Annotated in this window: 31 protein-coding genes; all 31 read right to left on the bottom strand. The window is 68.7% G+C overall.

Annotated elements, in window-relative coordinates; translation table 11 throughout:
• Positions 1 to 38: 38 nt before the first annotated feature.
• On the bottom strand, positions 39 to 260 hold the full coding sequence (gene infA / locus KBX37_RS09225) for a translation initiation factor IF-1 (RefSeq protein ID WP_007073013.1): 222 nt from the start codon (positions 258 to 260) through the stop codon (positions 39 to 41).
• A 672-nt stretch (positions 261 to 932) separates the two neighbouring features.
• Positions 933 to 1,784, bottom strand: a complete 852-nt coding sequence (map, locus tag KBX37_RS09220) for a type I methionyl aminopeptidase (RefSeq protein ID WP_210775470.1) — start codon at positions 1,782 to 1,784, stop codon at positions 933 to 935.
• 94 nt (positions 1,785 to 1,878) lie between these two features.
• Positions 1,879 to 2,532, bottom strand: coding sequence for an adenylate kinase (locus KBX37_RS09215; protein ID WP_210775469.1), 654 nt, complete (start codon positions 2,530 to 2,532; stop codon positions 1,879 to 1,881).
• Complete coding sequence (gene secY / locus KBX37_RS09210; RefSeq protein ID WP_210775468.1) at positions 2,533 to 3,861, bottom strand: preprotein translocase subunit SecY; 1,329 nt, start codon at positions 3,859 to 3,861, stop codon at positions 2,533 to 2,535.
• Positions 3,862 to 4,094: 233 nt separating this feature from the next.
• Positions 4,095 to 4,538, bottom strand: a complete 444-nt coding sequence (gene rplO / locus KBX37_RS09205) for a 50S ribosomal protein L15 (RefSeq protein WP_154941825.1) — start codon at positions 4,536 to 4,538, stop codon at positions 4,095 to 4,097.
• On the bottom strand, positions 4,538 to 4,720 hold the full coding sequence (rpmD, locus tag KBX37_RS09200) for a 50S ribosomal protein L30 (RefSeq protein WP_074314584.1): 183 nt from the start codon (positions 4,718 to 4,720) through the stop codon (positions 4,538 to 4,540). Before rpmD ends, rplO begins: the two co-directional genes overlap by 1 nt.
• A complete protein-coding gene (gene rpsE / locus KBX37_RS09195; protein WP_154941824.1) occupies positions 4,720 to 5,334 on the bottom strand; it encodes a 30S ribosomal protein S5 in 615 nt (204 codons plus the stop codon). The genes rpmD and rpsE overlap by 1 nt, the downstream gene beginning before the upstream one ends.
• 33 nt (positions 5,335 to 5,367) lie before the next feature.
• On the bottom strand, positions 5,368 to 5,757 hold the full coding sequence (gene rplR, locus KBX37_RS09190) for a 50S ribosomal protein L18 (protein WP_030329901.1): 390 nt from the start codon (positions 5,755 to 5,757) through the stop codon (positions 5,368 to 5,370).
• Entirely contained in the window at positions 5,754 to 6,296 is a 543-nt protein-coding gene (rplF, locus tag KBX37_RS09185; RefSeq protein ID WP_210775467.1) for a 50S ribosomal protein L6, read from the bottom strand. Before rplF ends, rplR begins: the two co-directional genes overlap by 4 nt.
• 16 nt (positions 6,297 to 6,312) lie before the next feature.
• The gene (gene rpsH, locus KBX37_RS09180; protein ID WP_007465270.1) at positions 6,313 to 6,720 is read right to left on the bottom strand and encodes a 30S ribosomal protein S8; all 408 of its coding nucleotides are present in this window, start codon (positions 6,718 to 6,720) and stop codon (positions 6,313 to 6,315) included.
• A gap of 72 nt (positions 6,721 to 6,792) precedes the next feature.
• Positions 6,793 to 6,978 carry a type Z 30S ribosomal protein S14 gene (locus KBX37_RS09175; RefSeq protein ID WP_007465272.1) on the bottom strand — a complete coding sequence of 62 codons (186 nt, stop codon included), beginning with the start codon at positions 6,976 to 6,978 and terminating at the stop codon, positions 6,793 to 6,795.
• A gap of 1 nt (position 6,979) precedes the next feature.
• Positions 6,980 to 7,549: a 50S ribosomal protein L5 gene (gene rplE, locus KBX37_RS09170; protein ID WP_210775466.1), complete on the bottom strand. Its 570-nt coding sequence runs from the start codon at positions 7,547 to 7,549 to the stop codon at positions 6,980 to 6,982.
• Positions 7,549 to 7,869, bottom strand: a complete 321-nt coding sequence (rplX, locus tag KBX37_RS09165; protein ID WP_207914040.1) for a 50S ribosomal protein L24 — start codon at positions 7,867 to 7,869, stop codon at positions 7,549 to 7,551. The genes rplE and rplX overlap by 1 nt, the downstream gene beginning before the upstream one ends.
• Positions 7,866 to 8,234, bottom strand: a complete 369-nt coding sequence (rplN, locus tag KBX37_RS09160) for a 50S ribosomal protein L14 (protein WP_007465279.1) — start codon at positions 8,232 to 8,234, stop codon at positions 7,866 to 7,868. The genes rplX and rplN overlap by 4 nt, the downstream gene beginning before the upstream one ends.
• A 98-nt stretch (positions 8,235 to 8,332) precedes the next feature.
• On the bottom strand, positions 8,333 to 8,608 hold the full coding sequence (gene rpsQ, locus KBX37_RS09155) for a 30S ribosomal protein S17 (RefSeq protein ID WP_091262798.1): 276 nt from the start codon (positions 8,606 to 8,608) through the stop codon (positions 8,333 to 8,335).
• Positions 8,605 to 8,841 (bottom strand): 50S ribosomal protein L29, encoded by a 237-nt coding sequence (gene rpmC / locus KBX37_RS09150; protein WP_013288628.1) that lies wholly within the window; start codon positions 8,839 to 8,841, stop codon positions 8,605 to 8,607. Before rpmC ends, rpsQ begins: the two co-directional genes overlap by 4 nt.
• The gene (gene rplP / locus KBX37_RS09145) at positions 8,841 to 9,266 is read right to left on the bottom strand and encodes a 50S ribosomal protein L16 (protein WP_073834927.1); all 426 of its coding nucleotides are present in this window, start codon (positions 9,264 to 9,266) and stop codon (positions 8,841 to 8,843) included. The genes rpmC and rplP overlap by 1 nt, the downstream gene beginning before the upstream one ends.
• Positions 9,267 to 9,269: 3 nt before the next feature.
• Positions 9,270 to 10,154, bottom strand: coding sequence for a 30S ribosomal protein S3 (gene rpsC, locus KBX37_RS09140; RefSeq protein ID WP_210775465.1), 885 nt, complete (start codon positions 10,152 to 10,154; stop codon positions 9,270 to 9,272).
• Positions 10,154 to 10,612, bottom strand: a complete 459-nt coding sequence (gene rplV / locus KBX37_RS09135) for a 50S ribosomal protein L22 (protein WP_210775464.1) — start codon at positions 10,610 to 10,612, stop codon at positions 10,154 to 10,156. The genes rpsC and rplV overlap by 1 nt, the downstream gene beginning before the upstream one ends.
• Positions 10,613 to 10,652: 40 nt before the next feature.
• On the bottom strand, positions 10,653 to 10,934 hold the full coding sequence (rpsS, locus tag KBX37_RS09130) for a 30S ribosomal protein S19 (protein ID WP_200206245.1): 282 nt from the start codon (positions 10,932 to 10,934) through the stop codon (positions 10,653 to 10,655).
• A 12-nt stretch (positions 10,935 to 10,946) separates the two neighbouring features.
• Positions 10,947 to 11,786 carry a 50S ribosomal protein L2 gene (gene rplB / locus KBX37_RS09125; protein WP_088960254.1) on the bottom strand — a complete coding sequence of 280 codons (840 nt, stop codon included), beginning with the start codon at positions 11,784 to 11,786 and terminating at the stop codon, positions 10,947 to 10,949.
• Between the two features lie 12 nt (positions 11,787 to 11,798).
• The gene (gene rplW / locus KBX37_RS09120; protein ID WP_073834931.1) at positions 11,799 to 12,101 is read right to left on the bottom strand and encodes a 50S ribosomal protein L23; all 303 of its coding nucleotides are present in this window, start codon (positions 12,099 to 12,101) and stop codon (positions 11,799 to 11,801) included.
• Positions 12,098 to 12,748, bottom strand: a complete 651-nt coding sequence (gene rplD / locus KBX37_RS09115; RefSeq protein WP_154941819.1) for a 50S ribosomal protein L4 — start codon at positions 12,746 to 12,748, stop codon at positions 12,098 to 12,100. Before rplD ends, rplW begins: the two co-directional genes overlap by 4 nt.
• Positions 12,745 to 13,410, bottom strand: a complete 666-nt coding sequence (gene rplC, locus KBX37_RS09110; protein WP_210775463.1) for a 50S ribosomal protein L3 — start codon at positions 13,408 to 13,410, stop codon at positions 12,745 to 12,747. The genes rplD and rplC overlap by 4 nt, the downstream gene beginning before the upstream one ends.
• An 11-nt stretch (positions 13,411 to 13,421) precedes the next feature.
• A complete protein-coding gene (gene rpsJ, locus KBX37_RS09105; RefSeq protein WP_007073037.1) occupies positions 13,422 to 13,730 on the bottom strand; it encodes a 30S ribosomal protein S10 in 309 nt (102 codons plus the stop codon).
• A 353-nt stretch (positions 13,731 to 14,083) separates the two neighbouring features.
• A complete protein-coding gene (gene tuf, locus KBX37_RS09100) occupies positions 14,084 to 15,277 on the bottom strand; it encodes an elongation factor Tu (RefSeq protein WP_210775462.1) in 1,194 nt (397 codons plus the stop codon).
• Between the two features lie 214 nt (positions 15,278 to 15,491).
• Positions 15,492 to 17,588 (bottom strand): elongation factor G, encoded by a 2,097-nt coding sequence (fusA, locus tag KBX37_RS09095; RefSeq protein WP_210775461.1) that lies wholly within the window; start codon positions 17,586 to 17,588, stop codon positions 15,492 to 15,494.
• Between the two features lie 75 nt (positions 17,589 to 17,663).
• On the bottom strand, positions 17,664 to 18,134 hold the full coding sequence (gene rpsG, locus KBX37_RS09090; RefSeq protein ID WP_088647009.1) for a 30S ribosomal protein S7: 471 nt from the start codon (positions 18,132 to 18,134) through the stop codon (positions 17,664 to 17,666).
• Position 18,135: 1 nt separating this feature from the next.
• Positions 18,136 to 18,510, bottom strand: a complete 375-nt coding sequence (rpsL, locus tag KBX37_RS09085) for a 30S ribosomal protein S12 (RefSeq protein ID WP_007465318.1) — start codon at positions 18,508 to 18,510, stop codon at positions 18,136 to 18,138.
• A 470-nt stretch (positions 18,511 to 18,980) separates the two neighbouring features.
• Positions 18,981 to 19,403, bottom strand: a complete 423-nt coding sequence (locus KBX37_RS09080; protein WP_210775481.1) for a hypothetical protein — start codon at positions 19,401 to 19,403, stop codon at positions 18,981 to 18,983.
• Positions 19,404 to 19,926: 523 nt separating this feature from the next.
• A complete protein-coding gene (locus KBX37_RS09075; RefSeq protein WP_210775460.1) occupies positions 19,927 to 20,295 on the bottom strand; it encodes a hypothetical protein in 369 nt (122 codons plus the stop codon).
• Between the last annotated feature and the right edge of the window lie 44 nt (positions 20,296 to 20,339).

Here is a 20,339-nt window from a genome sequence, read left to right as displayed (position 1 = left end):
CGAAGACGGACACGGGGACGTCCCGGCCGTCGTCAGGATTACTTGTAGCGGTAGACGATGCGCCCGCGGGTCAGGTCGTACGGCGAGAGCTCGACGACGACCCGGTCCTCCGGCAGGATACGGATGTAGTGCTGCCGCATCTTGCCGCTGATGTGAGCCAGCACCTTGTGGCCGTTCGCGAGCTCCACCCGGAACATTGCGTTCGGCAGGGGCTCGATGACCCGACCCTCGATCTCGATGGCTCCGTCTTTTTTCGGCATGTCCTCCGCTGTCCTGACGTCGGTTACTCCGGACGGCCCACAACGTCTTACACGGGCATCCGACCGAGATCGGAAGGCCCGCGCCAGCCGCGGCTCCGACTCCCACCGAAGCGCGTAGTGGGCATGCCGGAGTGGACGCTGTGCGCCGATCTGAAAGTGTACGCCCGAGTGCGGGCCGTCGCCAAACCGGCCACCCCGCCCGTCACCCGGAGGAAGGAAAACGGACACCGAGTGTCGTGTCCCCCGCCGGCGCCGGCTCCGGCCCGCCCGACCCGCGAGGACCGTCGCGTCACGGTCGGACTTCGCCCTGCCGGCCGGGGCTCCGCCGGTCCGCCCGTCCCCTGTTCGCCGGCGACGGCGTGGCCGGGGTCGGCGTGCGCCCGGAGCAGTCACCCCACCAGACGCTGTCGAGCTGATGGCGCAGATGAATCAGGGCCGCGCAGCCGCCCCGCACCCGTCCGGCGACCTGGTCCCGGCCCGGACAGCTTCCCGGCCGACCCGGCTCCGGCGCTTCACAGCGGACCGACCTCGCCCCGCCAGGCCGGCGCGACCCGGTCCCAGCCCACCAGCCGGCTGAGTCGTTTGCGTCATCAGCTCCACAGCACACCAGCTCGGCCCTTACCCGCCGGGCCGCACCCTTTGTCCGGGTCGGCGCGATCGGCCCGGGCCGGATCAGGAGGCGGCGGACTCGGCCGGCTGCCGGGCGGTGACCAGGTCGCCCAGTCGGGCCCGCCCGCCGTCGAAGGCGGTCAGCACCCAGACCCCGTCGGACAGCAGCGCCATCGAGTGCTCCACGTGCACCGCCATCGACCGGTCCCGGGTGACGACCGTCCAGCCGTCGGCCAGCTCGACGGTACGCGGCGACCCCATCGTGATCATCGGCTCGATGGCCAGCGCCAGGCCCGGCACCAGGCGCGGGCCCTTGCCCGGCCGCCCGTGGTTGAGCACGTGCGGGTCCTGGTGCATCTCAGTGCCGATGCCGTGCCCGCCGTAGCCGTCGACGATGCCGTACCGGCCGCCCTTGCGGACCGCGTTCTCCACCGCGTGCGAGATGTCGGTCAGCCGGCCCCTGCCGCTGGCGGCGCCCCGCGCGGCGGCGGCGATCCCGGCCCACATGGCGTCCTCCGCCACCTCGGCCATCTTCAGCAGCGCCGGGTCAACCTCGCCCACGCCCACGGTGATCGCGGCGTCGCCGTGCCAGCCGTTCAGCACCGCGCCGCAGTCGATGGAGATCACGTCGCCGTCGCGGAGCACCTGCTGCGCCGACGGGATGGCGTGCACCACCTGCTCATTGACCGACGAGCAGATGGAGGCGGGGAAGCCGTGGTAGCCCTTGAACGAGGGGACGGCCCCGGCCTCGCGGATCGTCGACTCGGCGATCGCGTCCAGGTCTGCGGTGCTGACCCCCGGGGCGACGGCCTCCCGCATCCGACGCAGGGCCTCGGCGACCACCAGGCCGGCGGCCCGCATCTTCTCGATCTGGTCGGGGGTCTTCAGCTGGATGTCCAGCTGGGGACGGCGCATGGAGCGAATACCTTTCGTTGCCGGACAGCGATCAGCGGGGCACGTCGCACGTACCCCGCTGATCGCACTCTATCCGCCGGAGCCCGGCAGGACCTCAGCCGCCGTACGACCGCAGCGCGTCGATGGCGCGGACCGTGACGTCCTCCACCGGCCCGGTGGCGTCGATCCCGACCAGCTTGTTCTGGGCGCCGTAGTAGTCGACCAGCGGCGCCGTCTTCTCGGCGTACTCCCGCAGGCGGGCCGCGATCGTCTCCGGCTTGTCGTCGTCCCGCTGGAACAGCTCGGCACCACAGCGGTCGCAGATGCCCTCGCGGGTGGTGGCGTCGAACTCGACGTGCCAGATCTTGCCGCAGCCGCGGCAGGTGCGCCGGCCGGAGAGCCGCCGGATCACCTCGTCGTCGTCGACGACCAGCTCCAGCACCAGGTCCAGCCCGGTGCCGAGGTCCGCGAGGAGCTTGTCCAGCGCGGCGGCCTGCGGCGTCGTCCGCGGGAAGCCGTCGAGCAGGAAGCCGTCGGCGGCGTCCGGCTCGGCGAGCCGGTCCCGGACCATGTTGATGGTGACCTCGTCCGGGACCAGCTTGCCGGCGTCCATGTACCGCTTGGCCTCGACGCCCAGCGGCGTGCCCTGCGAGACGTTCGCCCGGAAGATGTCACCGGTCGAGATCTTCGGCACCGAGAGGTGCGCGGCGACGAACTCCGCCTGTGTGCCCTTGCCCGCGCCCGGCGGGCCAACCAGAACGAGTCGCATCTACCGCAGGAACCCTTCGTAGTTCCGCTGCATGAGTTGGCTCTCGATCTGCTTCACGGTCTCCAGACCGACGCCGACCATGATGAGCACAGCGGTGCCGCCGAACGGGAAGTTCTGGAACTGCTGGCTGTTCAGCCAGATGAAGAAGAAGTTCGGCAGGATCGCGACGATGCCCAGGTAGAGCGCGCCCGGCAGGGTGATCCGGCTGAGGATGAAGTCCAGGTAGTCGGCGGTCGGCTTGCCGGGGCGGATGCCCGGCACGAAGCCGCCGTACTTCTTCATGTTGTCCGCGACCTCGGTCGGGTTGAACGTGATCGACACGTAGAAGTACGTGAAGAAAATGATCAACAGGAAGTAGAGCGCGATGTAGATCGGGCTGCTCGGGTCGACCAGGTTGTTCTGGATCCAGGCCTGGGTCTTGCCCGGGTTGGTCTGGTCGAAGAACTGCAGCCCCAGCTGCGGCAGGTAGAGCAGCGACGAGCCGAAGATGACCGGGATGACACCCGCCTGGTTGACCTTCAGCGGGATGTAGGTCGAGGTGCCGCCGTACATCCGCCGGCCGATCATCCGCTTGGCGTACTGCACCGGGATGCGGCGCTGCGCCTGCTCGATGAAGCAGACCGCGGTGATGACCAGCAGCACCAGCACGAGCACCAGGCCGAACTTGGCCCAGCCCTCGTTGGTCTTGATCTTCCAGCCCTCGCTGGGGAGGCGGGCCGCGATCGAGGTGAAGATGAGGACGGACATGCCGTTGCCGACGCCGCGGTCGGTGATCAGCTCACCGAGCCACATCACCATGCCGGTGCCCGCGGTCATCGTCATGACCAGGATGGACAGGGTGAGCCAGTTCGGGATGCCGGTGCCCTCAGGCACGATCGGGAACTGGTCGCAGCGGTTCTGGAACAGCTGCCCGGAGCGGGCCAGCGCCACGAAGGCCGACGACTGGAGGATGCCCAACCCGAGGGTCAGGTAGCGGGTGTACTGGGTGATCTTCGCCTGGCCGGCCTGGCCCTCCTTGCGGAGGTGCTCCAGCCGCGGGATGACCACGGTGAGCAGCTGCAGGATGATCGACGCGGTGATGTAGGGCATGATGCCCAGCGCGAAGACCGAGAGCTGCAGCAGTGCGCCGCCGGAGAAGAGGTCCAGCAGGTTCAGCACTCCGGTGCTCTGACCCTGGAGGGTGTCGAGGCACTTCTGCACGTTGCCGTACGAGACGCCGGGGCTGGGCAGAGTGGCGCCGAGCCGGTAGACCGCGATGATGCCTACTGTGAACAGCAGCTTCTTGCGCAGGTCAGGCGTACGGAACGCACTGAGAAAGGCGGACAGCAACTTCTTCCTCCTGCGCGAGGCGGGCCGCCGGTGATCCCTGGCGGGGGCGGGGTGGGTGCCGGGCGAGTGCCCGATATCCATAGCTGGGAAGGGACTCTAACAGCCCGGTCCCGGTCCGGGCAGATGTGCCCGGCTACATAAACCGAATCCGATGTTACCCGGCGCACACATGCCTGGTAGACCACGGCGCCCGCCCAGTTGGGGACAACTGAGCGGGCGCCATGGGTCGTGCCTTACAGCTCGGTGACGGAGCCACCGGCAGCGGTGATCTTCTCCTTGGCCGACGCGCTGAAACCGTGCGCCGACACCTGGAGGGCCACACCGCCGAGGTCGCCGGTGCCGAGGACCTTGACCGGCTGGCCCTTGCGGACCGCGCCGACCTCGACCAGCTCCTGCGGGCCGACCTGGCCGCCGTTCGGGAAGAGCTCGGCGAGCCGGTCCAGGTTGACCACCTGGAAGACGACCTTGAACTTGTTCTTGAAGCCCTTCATCTTCGGCAGGCGCATGTGGATGGGCATCTGCCCACCCTCGAACGCCGCCGAGATGTTCTTGCGGGCCTTGGAACCCTTGGTACCGCGACCGGCGGTCTTGCCCTTGGAGCCCTCACCGCGACCCACCCGGGTCTTCGCGGTCTTGGCACCCGGGGCCGGGCGCAGGTGGTGAACCTTGATCGTCATTACTCGACCTCCTCGACCTTCACGAGGTGGTTGACCGTGAAGATCATGCCGCGAATCTCGGGCCGGTCCTCCTTGACCACCACGTCGTTGATCCGCTTCAGACCGAGCGAACGCAGCGAGTCACGCTGGTTCTGCTTGGTGCCGATGCCGGACCGGACCTGGGTGACCTTCAGGCGTGCCATCAGGACGCCACCCCCGCCCGCGACGCCAGCATGGCGGCCGGCGCGACATCCTCCACCGGCAGACCACGACGGGTCGCGACGGCCTCGGGGGACTCGAGCCCCTTCAGCGCCGCCACCGTGGCGTGCACGATGTTGATCGGGTTCGACGAGCCGAGGCTCTTGGAGAGCACGTCGTGGATGCCCGCGCACTCCAGCACGGCACGCACCGGGCCACCAGCGATGACACCGGTACCGGCCGACGCCGGCTTGAGCAGCACGACGCCGGCAGCGGCCTCGCCCTGCACCGGGTGCGGGATCGACTGGCCGATCCGCGGCACCTTGAAGAAGTGCTTCTTGGCCTCCTCGACACCCTTGGCGATCGCCGCGGGCACCTCCTTGGCCTTTCCGTAGCCCACGCCGACCGTGCCGTCGCCGTCGCCCACGATCACCAGGGCGGTGAAGCTGAAGCGACGACCACCCTTCACGACCTTGGCGACGCGGTTGATCGCGACGACCCGCTCGAGGTGCGGGGTCTTCTCGACGGGCGCGTTTCCGCGGCCGCCCTCACGGCGGTTGTCGCGGCGACCACCCTCGTTGCCACCGGACCCGCCGCCACGGCGCTGTTGACCTGGCATCAGCAGCCTTCCTTATCTCTCGTGACGGGGTTTCTAGAACTCGAGCCCGGCTTCGCGGGCGGCGTCGGCAAGCGCGGCGACCCGCCCCGCGTACCGGTTGCCACCGCGGTCGAAGACGACCTTGGAGACGCCGGCGGCCTTGGCGCGCTCGGCGAGCAGGGCGCCGACCTTGCCGGCCAGGGCGCTCTTGTCGCCCTCCGCACCACGCAGCGACGCGTCCAGGGTCGAGGCCGACGCCAGGGTGTGACCCTTGGTGTCGTCCACGATCTGGGCGACCATGTGCCGCAGGGAGCGGGTGACCACCAGGCGGGGACGCTCGGCGGTGCCGCTGACGTTCTTGCGGACCCGGAAGTGCCGGCGCGCACGCCCGACGGCACGCTTGGCGGCGACGCCGCGGCGGCGCTTGAGCAGCGTGGCGCTCACTTCTTACCTGCCTTTCCAGCCTTGCGGCGGATGACCTCGCCCTGGTACTTCACGCCCTTGCCCTTGTAGGGCTCCGGCGGGCGGATCTTCCGGATGTTGGCGGCGACCTCACCGACCTGCTGCTTGTCGATGCCGGCCACGTGGAACAGGGTCGGCTTCTCCACCGTGAAGGTGATGCCGTTCGGAGCCGGCACCAGCACCGGGTGCGAGAACCCGAGCGCGAACTCGAGATCCTTGCCCTTGGCGGTGACGCGGTAACCCGTACCGGCGATCTCCAGGCTCTTGCGGTAGCCCTCGGTCACACCGACGATCATGTTGGCGACCAGGGTACGGCTGAGGCCGTGCAGTTCCTTGGCCTTGCGCTCGTCGTTCGGCCGGTTGACGTGCACCTGGCCGTCCTCGCCACGCTCCGCCGTGATCGGCTCGGCGAGCGTGTGCGCCAGCTCGCCCTTGGGGCCCTTGACCTTCACGGTCTGGCCGTCGATCGTGATGTCGACGCCGGCCGGTACCGGGATCGACTTACGTCCAATACGCGACATTTCTACCTGTCTCCCGTTACCAGACGAAGGCGAGGACTTCCCCGCCAACGCTCCGCTTGCGGGCCTGCCGGTCGGTGAGCAGCCCCTGGGACGTCGAAATGATCGCCACGCCCAGCCCGCCGAGCACCCGCGGGAGCCCGTCCGACTTGGCGTACACCCGGAGACCGGGCTTGGACACGCGCTTGATGCCGGCCAGGCTCCGCTCGCGGTTCTGGCCGTACTTCAGCTCGACGACCAGTCGCTTGCCGACGGCGCCCTCCTCGGGCTCCTCGACCGACCAGGTGGCGATGTAACCCTCGGCCTTGAGGACCTCGGCGATGTTCGCCTTGATCTTCGAGTAGGGCATCTTCACCTGGTCGTGGTACGCCTGGTTGGCGTTACGCAGACGCGTGAGCATGTCTGCGATCGGGTCGGTCATCGTCATGAATTCGTCAGCCTTTCTCGCCGGGGTTCCCGGGGCGTTCCGCCCCGGGCCTACGGCGAAGAGCAATAGCTATTACCAGGAAGCCTTGGACACGCCGGGCAGCTCACCGCGGTGGGCCATCTCCCGGATGCACACCCGGCAGAGACCGAACTTGCGGTAGACCGCCTTCGGACGACCACACCGCTGGCAGCGGGTGTACGCGCGAACCGAGAACTTCGGCTTCGCGGCCGCCTTGATGATCAGCGCCTTCTTGGCCATCTCAGTTCTCCTTGAACGGGAAGCCCAGGAGCTTGAGCAGCGCCCGGCCATCGTCGTCGGTCGTGGCGGTCGTGACCACCGTGATGTCCATGCCCCGCTGGCGATCGATCTTGTCCTGATCGATCTCGTGGAACACCGACTGCTCGGTCAGACCGAACGTGTAGTTGCCGTGCCCGTCGAGCTTGCGACCGTCGAGACCGCGGAAGTCACGGATACGCGGCAGCGCGATCGACAGCAGCCGGTCCAGGAACTCCCACATCCGGTCGCCGCGCAGGGTCACCTTCGCGCCGATCGGCATGCCCTCACGCAGCTTGAACTGCGCGATGGACTTGGTCGCCCGCCGCACCTGCGGCTTCTGGCCGGTGATCGTGGCGAGGTCGCGGACCGCGCCGTCGATCAGCTTGGCGTCGCGAGCAGCCTCGCCGACACCCATGTTGACGACGATCTTGACCAGCCGCGGAACCTGCATGGGGTTCGCGTAGCTGCGCTGCTCCTGCAGCTGCGCCACGATCTCGTTACGGTACCGCTCCTTGAGGCGCGGCATGGTCTTGGTTTCGGTAGCCGTGGTCATCACAGGTCCTTACCGGTGCTACGCGCGATGCGGACCTTCTGGCCGTTGTCGTCGATCCGGTACCCGACGCGGGTCGGGTTCCCGTCGGAGTCCAGGACCTGCACGTTGGAGACGTGGATCGGGGCCTCCTGGGTGACGATGCCACCGGTCTTGGCGCCACGCTGGGTGGTGCTGATGCGGGTGTGCTTCTTGACCCGGTTCACGCCCTCGACCAGGACCTTGTCCTGCCGCGGGTAGGCCGCGATGACCTTGCCCTTGGCACCCTTGTCCTTGCCGGCGATGACGACGACCGTGTCGCCCTTCTTGACCTTCACGGTCACAACACCTCCGGCGCGAGAGAGATGATCTTCATGAACCGCTTGTCCCGCAGCTCCCGACCCACCGGGCCGAAGATACGGGTACCGCGCGGGTCCCCGCCGTCCTTGATGATGACGGCGGCGTTCTCGTCGAAGCGGATGTACGAGCCGTCCGGCCGCCGCCTCTCCTTGGCGGTGCGGACGACGACGGCCTTGACGACGTCGCCCTTCTTGACACCGGCACCCGGGATCGCGTCCTTGACCGTGGCCACGATGACGTCGCCGATGCTCGCGTAGCGCCGACCGGAGCCACCGAGAACCCGGATGCACAGGATCTCCCGGGCACCCGTGTTGTCGGCGACGCGCAGTCGCGACTCCTGCTGAATCACGTCTATCTCCTATGTCTGCCGGTTCTCCGGCCGCCCGGAGGCGGCCGGAGCCTGGCGGAACGTGCGCCCGACCGATACCGGCCGAGCTCGAGCCTTCGCTACTTGGCCTTCTCGAGGATCTCCACGAGCCGCCACCGCTTGGTGGCGGAGAGCGGCCGGGTCTCCATGATCAGGACCCGGTCGCCGATACCGGCCGAGTTCTGCTCGTCGTGCACCTTCAACTTGCTGGTACGGCGCATGATCTTGCCGTACAGCGCGTGCTTGACCCGGTCCTCGACCTCGACCACGACGGTCTTTTCCATCTTGTCGCTGACCACGAGGCCCTCACGCACCTTACGGCGGGCCCGCGCGGCGGCGGTGGTGTTCTCGCTCATGATGCAGTCACCTCAGTCGGCGCGGCCGAGAGACCCAGCTCGCGCTCACGCATGATCGTGTAGATCCGGGCGATCTCCCGACGGATGACCTGCAGCCGCCGGTTGTTGTCCAGCTGCCCGGTTGCGGCCTGCACGCGGAGGTTGAACAGCTCCGCCTTGGCCTCACGCAGCTTCGTGACCAGCTCCTCCTCGGAGAGCTCACGCAGCTCGGAAGGCTTGACGCCCGCTGCCATCAGGATTCACCCACTTCGCGCGTAACAATGCGGCACTTCATCGGGAGCTTGTGGATCGCGCGACGCATCGCCTCTCGCGCGATCTGCTCGTTGGGGAAGGACATCTCGAAGAGAACCCGCCCCGGCTTGACGTTGGCGACCCACCACTCGGGCGAGCCCTTACCGGAACCCATGCGGGTTTCCGCCGGCTTCTTGGTGAGGGCCTGGTCCGGGAAGATCGTGATCCAGACCTTGCCACCACGCTTGATGTGGCGGGTCATCGCGATACGGGCCGACTCGATCTGGCGGTTGGTCACGTACGCCGGCTCGAGAGCCTGGATCCCGAACTCGCCGAACACCACCCGGTTACCACCCTTGGACGCGCCGTGGCGGTCCGGGTGGTGCGGCTTGCGGAAGCCCTTCGGGGGCTTGCGCGGCATCAGCATCTGTCAGCCCTCCTGCTGCGTTTCTGCCGGCTGAGTAGCGGCGGGAGCGGACGCGGCCGACGCGACAGCGCCTGCGTCCACTGGCTCGCCGCTCGGCGTCTCGGCCTGCTGAGCGATGGTGGTCGCAGCAGCCCGGCCGGCCTCGGTGCCACCGGCGGTCGTGCCGGACGAACCCGACCGGCCACGGCGCGGCCGCTCGGGGCGGTCGCCGCGGTCACGGCGCGGGCGGGACGGACCGGCCTCGGCCGGAGCCTCCCGGCCCGGGACGGCGTCGCCCTTGTAGATCCAGACCTTCACGCCGATCCGGCCGAAGGTGGTACGGGCCTCGAAGAAGCCGTACTCGATGTTGGCCCGCAGCGTGTGCAGCGGAACGCGACCCTCGCGGTAGAACTCGGTCCGGCTCATCTCGGCACCGCCGAGACGACCCGACACCTGGACCCGGATGCCCTTGCAGACCGGGTTCTTCATCGCCGACTGCATCGCCTTGCGCATCGCCCGACGGAAGCTGACCCGGCTGGAGAGCTGCTCGGCGACGCCCTGGGCGACCAGCTGCGCGTCCGACTCGGGGTTCTTCACCTCGATGATGTTCAGCTGCACCTGCTTGCCGGTGAGCTTCTCCAGCTCGCCGCGGATCCGGTCGGCCTCCGCACCCTTGCGGCCGATGACGATGCCCGGCCGGGCGGTGTGGATGTCCACGCGGACCCGGTCACGGGTGCGCTCGATGTCGACCTTGGAAATGCCGGCACGCTCGAGGCCCTTGGACATCATCCGGCGGATCTTGACATCCTCGCCGATGTAGTCCTTGTAGAGCTTGTCCGCGAACCAGCGGGACTTCCAGTCGGTCGAGATGCCGAGCCGGAACCCAGTGGGGTGAACCTTCTGACCCATTACTCGGCGCCCTCCGTCTTGCTCTCCGTCTCAGCGGCCTCGGCCTGCTTCGCCGGGGCGGCCTTCTTCGCGGCGGCCTTCTTCGGCGCAGCCGGCGCGACCGCCTCGACCGCCAAGGTGATGTGGCAGGTGCGCTTGCGGATCCGGTACGCCCGGCCCTGCGCCCGCGGCCGGAACCGCTTCATGGTCGGGCCCTCGTCGACGAACGCCTCGCTGACGAGCAGCGCGTCGGGGTCCAGCCGCTCGTTGTTCTCCGCGTTGGCGATCGCGCTCGCGAGCACCTTGTACACCTGCTCGCTCGCAGCCTGCGGCGCGAACTGCAGCACCGTGAGCGCCTCCTTCGCGGGCAGGCCGCGGACGAGGTTGACCACCCGGCGCGCCTTCATCGGCGAGATGCGCACGTGCCGCGCAACCGCCCGCGCGCCCGGAAGCACCGGAGCGTCGCCCTTTCCTGGCATCGCTGTAACCCCTTGTTCCTCTATCCGTATGCCCGCGGCGTCAGCGCCGACGGCTCTTCCGGTCGTCCTTCTCGTGACCCTTGAACGTGCGGGTCAGCGCGAACTCGCCGAGCTTGTGCCCGACCATCGCCTCGGTCACGAACACCGGGACGTGCTTGCGTCCGTCGTGCACGGCGATCGTGTGACCCAGCATCTCCGGGATGATCGTCGAGCGCCGCGACCAGGTCTTAATGACGTTCTTCGAGCCCTTGTCGTTCTGCGTCTCCACCTTCTTGAGCAGGTGGTCGTCGACGAACGGGCCCTTCTTCACGCTGCGAGGCATGTCTTATCTCCCTCAGCCGCGCTTACGCGTGGCGTAGCGACGGCGGACGATCAGCCGGTCACTCGGCTGGCCCTTACGACGGGTGCGGCCCTCGGGCTTACCCTGCGGGTTGACCGGGTGGCGACCGCCGGAGGTCTTACCCTCACCACCACCGTGCGGGTGGTCGACCGGGTTCATCGCCACACCACGGACGGTCGGGCGCCTGCCCTTCCACCGCATGCGGCCGGCCTTGCCCCAGTTGATGTTCGACTGGTCGGCGTTGCCGATCTCGCCGATGCTGGCGCGGCAGCGCACGTCCACCCGCCGGATCTCACCGGACGGCATGCGGAGGGTCGCGTACACACCCTCGCGGCCGAGCAGCTGGATGCCGACGCCGGCCGAGCGGGCCAGCTTGGCGCCGCCGCCCGGACGAAGCTCCACGTTGTGGATCGTCGTACCGACCGGGATGTTGCGCAGCGGCAGGTTGTTGCCCGGCTTGATGTCGGCACCCGGACCGGACTCGACGCGGTCGCCCTGCTTCAGGTCCTTCGGCGCGATGATGTACCGCTTCTCGCCGTCGGCGTAGTGCAGCAGCGCGATGCGCGCGGTGCGGTTCGGGTCGTACTCGATGTGCGCGACCTTCGCCGGCACGCCGTCCTTGTCGACCCGCTTGAAGTCGATCAGACGGTACTGCCGCTTGTGGCCGCCACCGTGGTGCCGGGTGGTGATCCGGCCGTGGGCGTTGCGTCCGCCCTTCTTCGGCAGCGGAGCCAGCAGCGACTTCTCGGGCGTCGACCGGGTGATCTCGGCGAAGTCGGCGACGCTGGAGCCACGCCGGCCCGGCGTCGTCGGCTTGTACTTACGGATAGCCATTGTCTACACCCCTCAGCTGACCGGGCCGCCGAAGGCCTCGATACGGTCACCGTCAGCCAGCTTCACGATCGCCCGCTTGGTCGCCTTGCGCTGACCGAAGCCGGTCTTGGTGCGCTTGCGCTTGCCCTCGCGGTTGAGCGTGTTGACCGTCAGGACGCGGACGTTGAAGATCTGCTGGATAGCGATCTTGATCTCGGTCTTGTTGGCGTCCGGGTGCACCAGGAAGGTGTACCAGTTCCGGTTCAGCTCGCTGTAGCTCTTCTCCGAGACGACCGGCGCGACGATGATGTCGCGCGGATCGGCGATCGTGCTCACTTGCCACCCTCCTCGGTGGTCTCGGCGGGAACGCCCAGGAACTCGTCCAGGGCCTCCTTGGTGAAGACCACGTCGTCGGCCACCAGCACGTCGTACGTGTTGAGCTGGCCGGCCTCGATCAGGTGCACCCGCGGCTCGTTGCGCAGCGACACCCAGTTCAGCTCGTCGGCGCTGCTCAGCACGACCAGGACCCGACGGGCCTCGGTCAGCTTCGCCAGCGTGGCCAGAGCGGCCTTGGTCGACGGCTTCTCGCCCGAGACGAAGGCCTCGACGACGTGCACCTGGCCGGCGCGCGCCCGGTCGGAGAGGGCGCCACGCAGGGCGGCAGCCTTCATCTTCTTGGGGGTGCGCTGGCTGTAGTCACGCGGGACCGGGCCGTGCACCACGCCACCGCCGGCGAACTGCGGCGCGCGGATCGAGCCCTGCCGGGCACGACCGGTGCCCTTCTGCTTGTACGGCTTCTTGCCGCCACCGGCGACCTCGCCGCGGGTCTTGACCTTGTGCGTGCCCTGCCGGGCCGCCGCGAGCTGGGCCACCACGACCTGGTGCATCAGCGCGAGGTTGGCCTGGACGTCGAAGATGTCGGCCGGCAGCTCGACGGAGCCGCTCTTGGCGCCCTCGACGTTGCGGACGTCAACGGTGGTCACTTGGCCGCACCGCCCTTCTTCACCTTGGTCTTGGCCGCGGTACGGACCAGGACCAGCGCGCCCTTGGGGCCGGGGATGGCACCACGGACGAGCAGGAGGTTGTTCTCGGTGTCGACCGCCTGGACGGTCAGGTTCTGGACGGTGTAGCGCACGCCACCCATCCGGCCGGCCATCCGGGTGCCCTTGAAGACGCGACCCGGGGTGGCGCAGGCGCCGATGGAGCCCGGCGAGCGGTGCTTGCGCTCCACACCGTGGCTGGCGCGCAGACCGTGGAAGCCGTGCCGCTTCATCGGGCCGGCGTAGCCCTTGCCCTTGGTCTTGCCGGTGACGTCGATGGCGACGCCGGCCGGGAACTCCTCGACCGTGACCTCCTGGCCCGGCGAGTAGTCCGCGGCGTCCGAGGTGCGCAGCTCGACGATGTGCCGGCGCGGCGCCACGTCCGCCTTCGCGTAGTGCCCGCCCAGCGGCTTCTTGACCTTGCGCGGGTCGATCGTGCCGTAGGCGAGCTGGACCGCGGAGTAACCGTCCTTCTCGGCGCTACGAACCTGGCTGACGACGCACGGGCCGGCCTGAACCACGGTCACCGGGACAACGCGGTTGTTGTCCCAGACCTGGGTCATGCCGAGCTTTGCGCCCAGGATCCCCTTGACTTGCCTGTCCATTTGTCCGGTCCCTACAGCTTGATCTCGATGTCGACGCCAGCCGGCAGGTCGAGGCGCATGAGCGAGTCGACCGTCTTCGGGGTCGGGTCGATGATGTCGATCAGCCGCTTGTGCGTGCGCATCTCGAAGTGCTCGCGCGAGTCCTTGTACTTGTGCGGCGAGCGGATAACGCAGAAACGGTTGATCTCCGTGGGCAGCGGCACCGGGCCTGCGACCTGCGCCCCGGTACGCGTCACCGTCTCGACGATCTTCCGAGCCGAGGAGTCGACGACCTCGTGGTCATAGGCCTTGAGCCGGATGCGGATCTTCTGTCCCGCCATGGTGGCTTCTGTTCCTTCTCTCGATGCCGCTGTGTTGCGGGCGCCTGTACCGGCTGGTACAGGCCCACTTCGCCGACCCCCGCGGTCGGGCGTGTCGCGCCCTCGGGCCAGGCTCCGCCCCGGGACTCCGGAGCGATTCTCAGACCACACGGTGGGTCAAGGCGCCGATCGCATCACAGCGATCTGGACGCCGTGCGAGGGTGGTTGACCGCCAGGGGCGATCAACCACCCTACGCGCGACTGCTGGTCTCCCGGAGGTCCAGCTTTCACCGGACGCAGGTGACTAACCGTCGTTACGCAACCTGACTAGTATGCCGCACGACCGGCGGCCACGCTAATCGGGGTTACCCAGCTCACTTGAGGATGTTGGTGACGCGACCAGCGCCGACCGTACGACCACCCTCGCGGATCGCGAACTTGAGGTTCTCCTCCATGGCGATCGGCTGGATCAGCTTCACGGTCATGGTGGTGTTGTCGCCCGGCATGACCATCTCGGTGCCCTCGGGCAGCGTGACGACGCCGGTGACGTCCGTGGTCCGGAAGTAGAACTGCGGACGGTAGTTCTGGAAGAACGGGGTGTGCCGGCCGCCCTCCTCCTTGGAGAGGATGTAGACCGTCGCCTCGAACTCGGTGTGCGGGGTGCTGGTGCCCGGCTTGATGACGACCATGCCGCGCTCGACGTCCTCGCGCTTGATGCCGCGCAGCAGCAGACCGACGTTCTCACCCGCACGGGCCTCGTCGAGCAGCTTGCGGAACATCTCGATGCCGGTGCAGACCGTCTTCTGCGACTTCTCGCGGATGCCGACGATCTCCACCTCCTCGTTCGGCTTGAGGATGCCGCGCTCGGCGCGACCGGTGACGACGGTGCCACGACCGGTGATCGTGAAGACGTCCTCGATCGGCATGAGGAACGGCTTCTCGGTCTCGCGCTCCGGCTGCGGAATCGCGGTGTCGACAGCGTTCATCAGGTCCAGGAGCTTGCCGGTCCACTCGGGGTCACCCTCGAGGGCCTTCAGCGCCGAGACCCGGACGACCGGCAGGTCGTCACCCGGGTACTCCTGCGCCGACAGCAGCTCGCGGACCTCGAGCTCGACGAGCTCCAGGAGCTCCTCGTCGTCGACCATGTCGCTCTTGTTGAGCGCCACGACGATGTACGGCACACCGACCTGACGGGCCAGCAGCACGTGCTCGCGGGTCTGCGGCATCGGGCCGTCGGTCGCCGCCACCACCAGGATCGCGCCGTCCATCTGCGCGGCACCGGTGATCATGTTCTTGATGTAGTCGGCGTGACCCGGGCAGTCGACGTGCGCGTAGTGCCGCGCCTCGGTCTGGTACTCGACGTGCGCGATCGAGATCGTGATGCCGCGGGCCTTCTCCTCCGGCGCCTTGTCGATCTCGTCGAACGGCGTGTACGGGTTCAGGTCCGGGAACTGGTCGTGCAGGACCTTGGTGATGGCCGCCGTCAGCGTCGTCTTACCGTGGTCGATGTGACCAATGGTGCCGATGTTGACGTGCGGCTTAGTCCGCTCGAACTTCGCCTTCGCCACTGGTGTCCTCCTGTGGACTTCTTGGTTCGTTCGCCCCGGCGCGCCGATTGGCGCTTAGGACTCTGTCGACAGCCTTTCCGGCCTGGCGGCCGGAGAGCTTTGGTGGGTTCTGCGGCGATGAAGCCTACAGGCCCGGTCTCACGCAACCCGATCGTGGTGGCCGCGGGCGGGTGAAACCTCCCGCGACCGACCACGAATCACCTGCTCGGGGACGTTACTCGCCCGTTGCCTTCGCGATGATCTCCTTCGCGACGCTCTGCGGAACCTCGGCGTAGGAGTCGAACTGCATGCTGTAGCTAGCCCGGCCCTGGGTCTTCGACCGCAGGTCGCCGACGTAGCCGAACATCTCCGACAACGGCACCAGAGCCTTGACGATGCGGGCGCCACTGCGCTCCTCCATCGCCTGGATCAGGCCGCGGCGGGAGTTGAGGTCGCCGATGACGTCACCCATGTTCTCCTCAGGAGTGGTGACCTCAACGGCCATCATCGGCTCGAGCAATGCCGGGTCGGCCTTGCGGGCCGCGTCCTTCATCACCATCGAGCCGGCGATCTTGAATGCCATTTCCGACGAGTCGACCTCGTGGTACTGGCCGTCCAGCAGGGTCAGCTTGACACCGACCAGCGGGAAGCCGGCGAGGATGCCGTACTGCATCGCGTCCTGCGCACCCGCGTCCACCGATGGGATGAACTCCCGGGGGATACGGCCACCGGTGACGGCGTTGGCGAACTCGTAGGTCGGCGAGTCGTTGTCCAGCGGCAGCGGCTCGACGCTCACGATGACGCGGGCGTACTGGCCGGAACCACCGGTCTGCTTCTTGTGGGTGTACTCGACCTTGTCCACCTTGCGGCGGATGGTCTCGCGGTACGCCACCTGCGGCTTACCGATGTTGGCCTCGACGTTGAACTCGCGGCGCATCCGGTCGACCAGGATGTCCAGGTGCAGCTCGCCCATGCCGGAGATGACCGTCTGACCGGTCTCCTCGTCCAGCTTGACGCGGAAGGTCGGGTCCTCCTCGGCCAGCCGCTGGATGGCGGTGCTGAGCTTCTCCTGGTCGGCCTTGGTCTTCGGCTCGATGGCCACCTCGATGACCGGCTCGGGGAAGGTCATCGACTCGAGGATGACCGGGTTCGCCGGGTCGGACAGGGTGTCACCGGTGGTGGTCTGCTTGAGACCCTGCACCGCGATGATGTCGCCAGCCTGGGCCGAGCTGCGCTCTTCCCGCTTGTTGGCGTGCATCTGGTAGATCTTGCCGATCCGCTCCTTGCGGTCCTTGGTGGAGTTGACCACCTGGGTACCGGTCTCGACCACGCCGGAGTAGACCCGGACGTAGGTGAGCTTGCCGAGGTGCTTGTCGGTCTGGATCTTGAAGGCCAGGCCGGAGAAGGGCTCCGACTTGGACGGCTTCCGCTGCAACGGGGTCTCGCCGTCGGTGGCCGTACCCTCGATCGCCGGAACGTCCAGCGGCGACGGCAGGAAGTCGACGACGGCGTCAAGCATGGGCTGCACGCCCTTGTTCTTGAACGCCGAGCCGCAGAGCACCGGGTTGGCCTTGCTGGCGATGGTGGCCCGACGAATGGCGGCCTTGATCTCCTCGACGGAGATCTCCTCGCCCTCCAGGTACTTCTCCATCACCGAGTCGTCGACGTCGGCCAGGGTCTCCATCAGCTTCTCGCGCCACTCCGCCGCGGAGTCGGCCAGCTCGGCCGGGATCTCCTCGATGGCGTAGTCCTCACCCTTCTGGGTCTCCCCGCGCCAGGTGAGGGCGCGCATGCCGATCAGGTCGACGACACCGATGTGGTCGCCCTCGAGGCCGATCGGGATCTGGAGCACCAGCGGGGTGGCGTTGAGCCGGTCGATCATCATCTGCACGCAGCGGAAGAAGTCGGCGCCGGTCCGGTCGAGCTTGTTGACGAAGCACATCCGCGGGACGTGGTACTTGTCGGCCTGACGCCAGACGTTCTCCGTCTGCGGCTCCACGCCGGCGACACCGTCGTAGACCGCGACCGCACCATCCAGCACCCGCAGCGACCGCTCGACCTCGACCGTGAAGTCGACGTGACCGGGCGTGTCGATGATCTGGATCGTGTGGCCCTTCCACTCACACTTGGTGGCAGCGGAGGTGATGGTGATACCACGCTCCTGCTCCTGCTCCATCCAGTCCATGACGGCAGCGCCCTCGTGGACCTCACCGATCTTGTACGTGATACCGGTGTAGAACAGGATCCGCTCGGTGGTCGTGGTCTTACCGGCATCGATGTGCGCCATGATGCCGATGTTGCGTACGTTGGCGAGCGCGTCTGCGGCGGCCACTTCAATCCCTACTTATCGTCGTCTCGACTCAACTGGTGGCGGTTCCGGCGCCGGTCCGGCGCCGGAACCAGGGTGTTACCAGCGGTAGTGCGCGAAGGCCTTGTTCGACTCGGCCATCTTGTGCGTGTCCTCGCGCCGCTTGACGGCGGCACCCAGACCGTTGCTCGCGTCCAGCAGCTCGTTCATCAGCCGCTCGACCATGGTCTTCTCGCGACGGGCCTTGGAGTAGGTGACCAGCCAGCGCAGACCGAGGGTGGTCGCGCGGGCCGGACGCACCTCGACCGGCACCTGGTAGGTCGCGCCACCGACGCGGCGGCTGCGGACCTCGAGGGTCGGCTTGACGTTGTCCATCGCGCGCTTGAGCGTGACGACCGGGTCGGTGCCGCTCTTCTCGCGGCAGCCCTCCAGTGCGGCGTAGACGATGCGCTCGGCGAGCTGACGCTTGCCCCGCATCAGGATCTTGTTCACCAGCTGGGTGACCAACGGCGAGTTGTACACCGGGTCAGCGACCAGCGGCTTCCGCGGAGCGGGTCCCTTACGCGGCATGTCAGCTCTTCTCCTTCTTCGCGCCGTAACGGCTGCGCGCCTGCTTGCGGTTACGGACACCCTGGGTGTCCAGCGAACCGCGGACGATCTTGTAACGCACGCCGGGGAGGTCCTTCACCCGGCCGCCGCGGACGAGCACGATGGAGTGCTCCTGCAGGTTGTGACCGACGCCCGGGATGTAGGCGGTCACCTCGATCTGGCTGCTGAGCTTGACGCGAGCGACCTTGCGGAGCGCCGAGTTCGGCTTCTTGGGGGTGGTGGTGTACACGCGGGTGCACACACCGCGCCGCTGAGGACTGCCCTTCAGCGCCGGGGTCTTGGTCTTGGTCGTCTTGGCCTGGCGGCCCTTTCGGACCAGCTGCTGGATGGTGGGCACCGGGTTTCTCCGCTCCCTTCGGCCGCTCACGCGGCCGCGCCGTCTGCTCGTTAGCCGACCTGATGGACGGCTCTCCTACATTCCGACCAGGGCCACCTCACGGAGGTCCCGGCACCCGCGGTCGGGCGTGTCGCCCAGCTCACGGTCCCGGTGCCGTCGCTCGCGCGTCGCACCGGGTTCTGTTCGCCGGCACGCGGTGGACCGTGCGCCGGGTCTTGGACTGTGTCGTACGGCCGCTCGATCGCCGGATGAACCGCGACCCGCGCACGCACGAGTTGCCCGGGCGCGCCCGGGCACAAGGGGAAAGAGTACCTACCACAGCCTCGCAGGTCAAAACGGAATGGTCCGGCGGATCTCAAACCCCGCCGGTCGCCCGCCCCGTGGCGCCTGCTCGCCCGTGCTGGGCACCTACGGCTCCAAGTGTACCGGCTGCCCTCGGAAGCGGCCCGTCGCCCCCGCCGCGACCGCCGTCACGCGAACTGCAGCAGCAACGCCAGCCCCAGGCCCGCCAGGCAGAGCAGCAGACCCGTCGCCCCGCAGCTGATCCCGGCCGTGGCCAGCCCCCGCCCGGTGAACCGGACCGCCGGCGGCGGCGCCGCCCGCCCGATCTGCCGCCGGGCCAGCAGCCCGGCCACGATCGCGGCCGCCCCGGCCAGCGCGCCCGGCACGGTGAACGCGCCGGCCGCCCAGGCCCCGCCGTACCGCGCCGCCCCGACACCGAAGCAGACCACCAGCACCGACACCAGGATCGACACCACCCCGGCCACCAGCGAGCCCACCGCCGGACCGGAGGTCACCGCCGGCACGTCGAGATGGACCACCCCGAAAGGGGTACCCGGTACAGCATCGACCCGCTTGGGCGGTTTGGGCGCCTCCCGCGGCGGCGGGGGCAGCCAACCCGGACCGGCCGGCCAGCCGCTGCCCGGCACCCCACCGAGGTACGCACCCGCCGAAGACGGCCCCGGGTACGGCCCGGACCCCGGCGACAACTGCCCAGGGTGACCACCGGACACCTGACCCGGCTGCCCCGGCGACAACTGCCCGGGGTGACCACCGAAGGGCTGACCCGGCGACAACTGCCCGGGGTGCGCCGGCGCCGGCGGCGACGCGTACCCGATGGGGGTGGCCTCCGGCGGCGTGCCGGCGCCCGGGGTCGACCGGTCGCCCTCGGCGGCCCCCTGCGCCGACCAGGGCGACACGGGCACGGCGGTCGCGGGCGGGGCCGCACCGGCGGAACCGGGCGCGCCCGTCTCCGGGGGCCCGGCGGGCTGGCCGCCCGGGTCGGCTCCCGACGGCGGCGCCGGTTCCGTCACGTGGTCCTCCTGTCGACAAGCCAGATCCCTCGCCGCGCGACGGACACCGGCCAGGCTACCGCCGGCGCGCACCGCCCCGCAGGGCCCGCACGAGCACCGGCGCTCAGTCCACGTTCGGGGCGTAGTCCTGCCCGAACGGGGCGTCGGCCAGCCGGACCACGCCGATCACCACCAGCGTCACCACGGCGACCGCGACCAGCACCAGACCCGCCCAGGCCAGCCGCTCCCCCTGCCGCAGCCAGGCCGCGCCGGTGAGGTACCCGCCGGAGGCGTACGCCTCGCGCCGGGCCTGCCGGGCGAGCTGGAGTGCCACCGTCGCGGGCACCACCCCGCCGATGAACAGCCCGGTCAGCGCCCCGATCAGGCCCAGCGCGAAGACGGCGCGGGCCTTCGTCGCGGGCGCCGGGTCGGGGTCGAGCGGGTGGCGTGGCGGCTGGTGCGCCACGGGCAGCTGCCCGGGAGCGGTCGTCATACCCCCATCATGCCCGCCGGCGCACGCCGAAACCGGCCACCTCG

The organism is Micromonospora sp. U56, assembly GCF_018070095.1.
Lineage (GTDB): Bacteria > Actinomycetota > Actinomycetes > Mycobacteriales > Micromonosporaceae > Micromonospora > Micromonospora purpureochromogenes.
The sequence above is the reverse complement of the archived record's forward strand: the minus strand, read 5'-3'. Positions and strand labels throughout refer to the sequence as shown.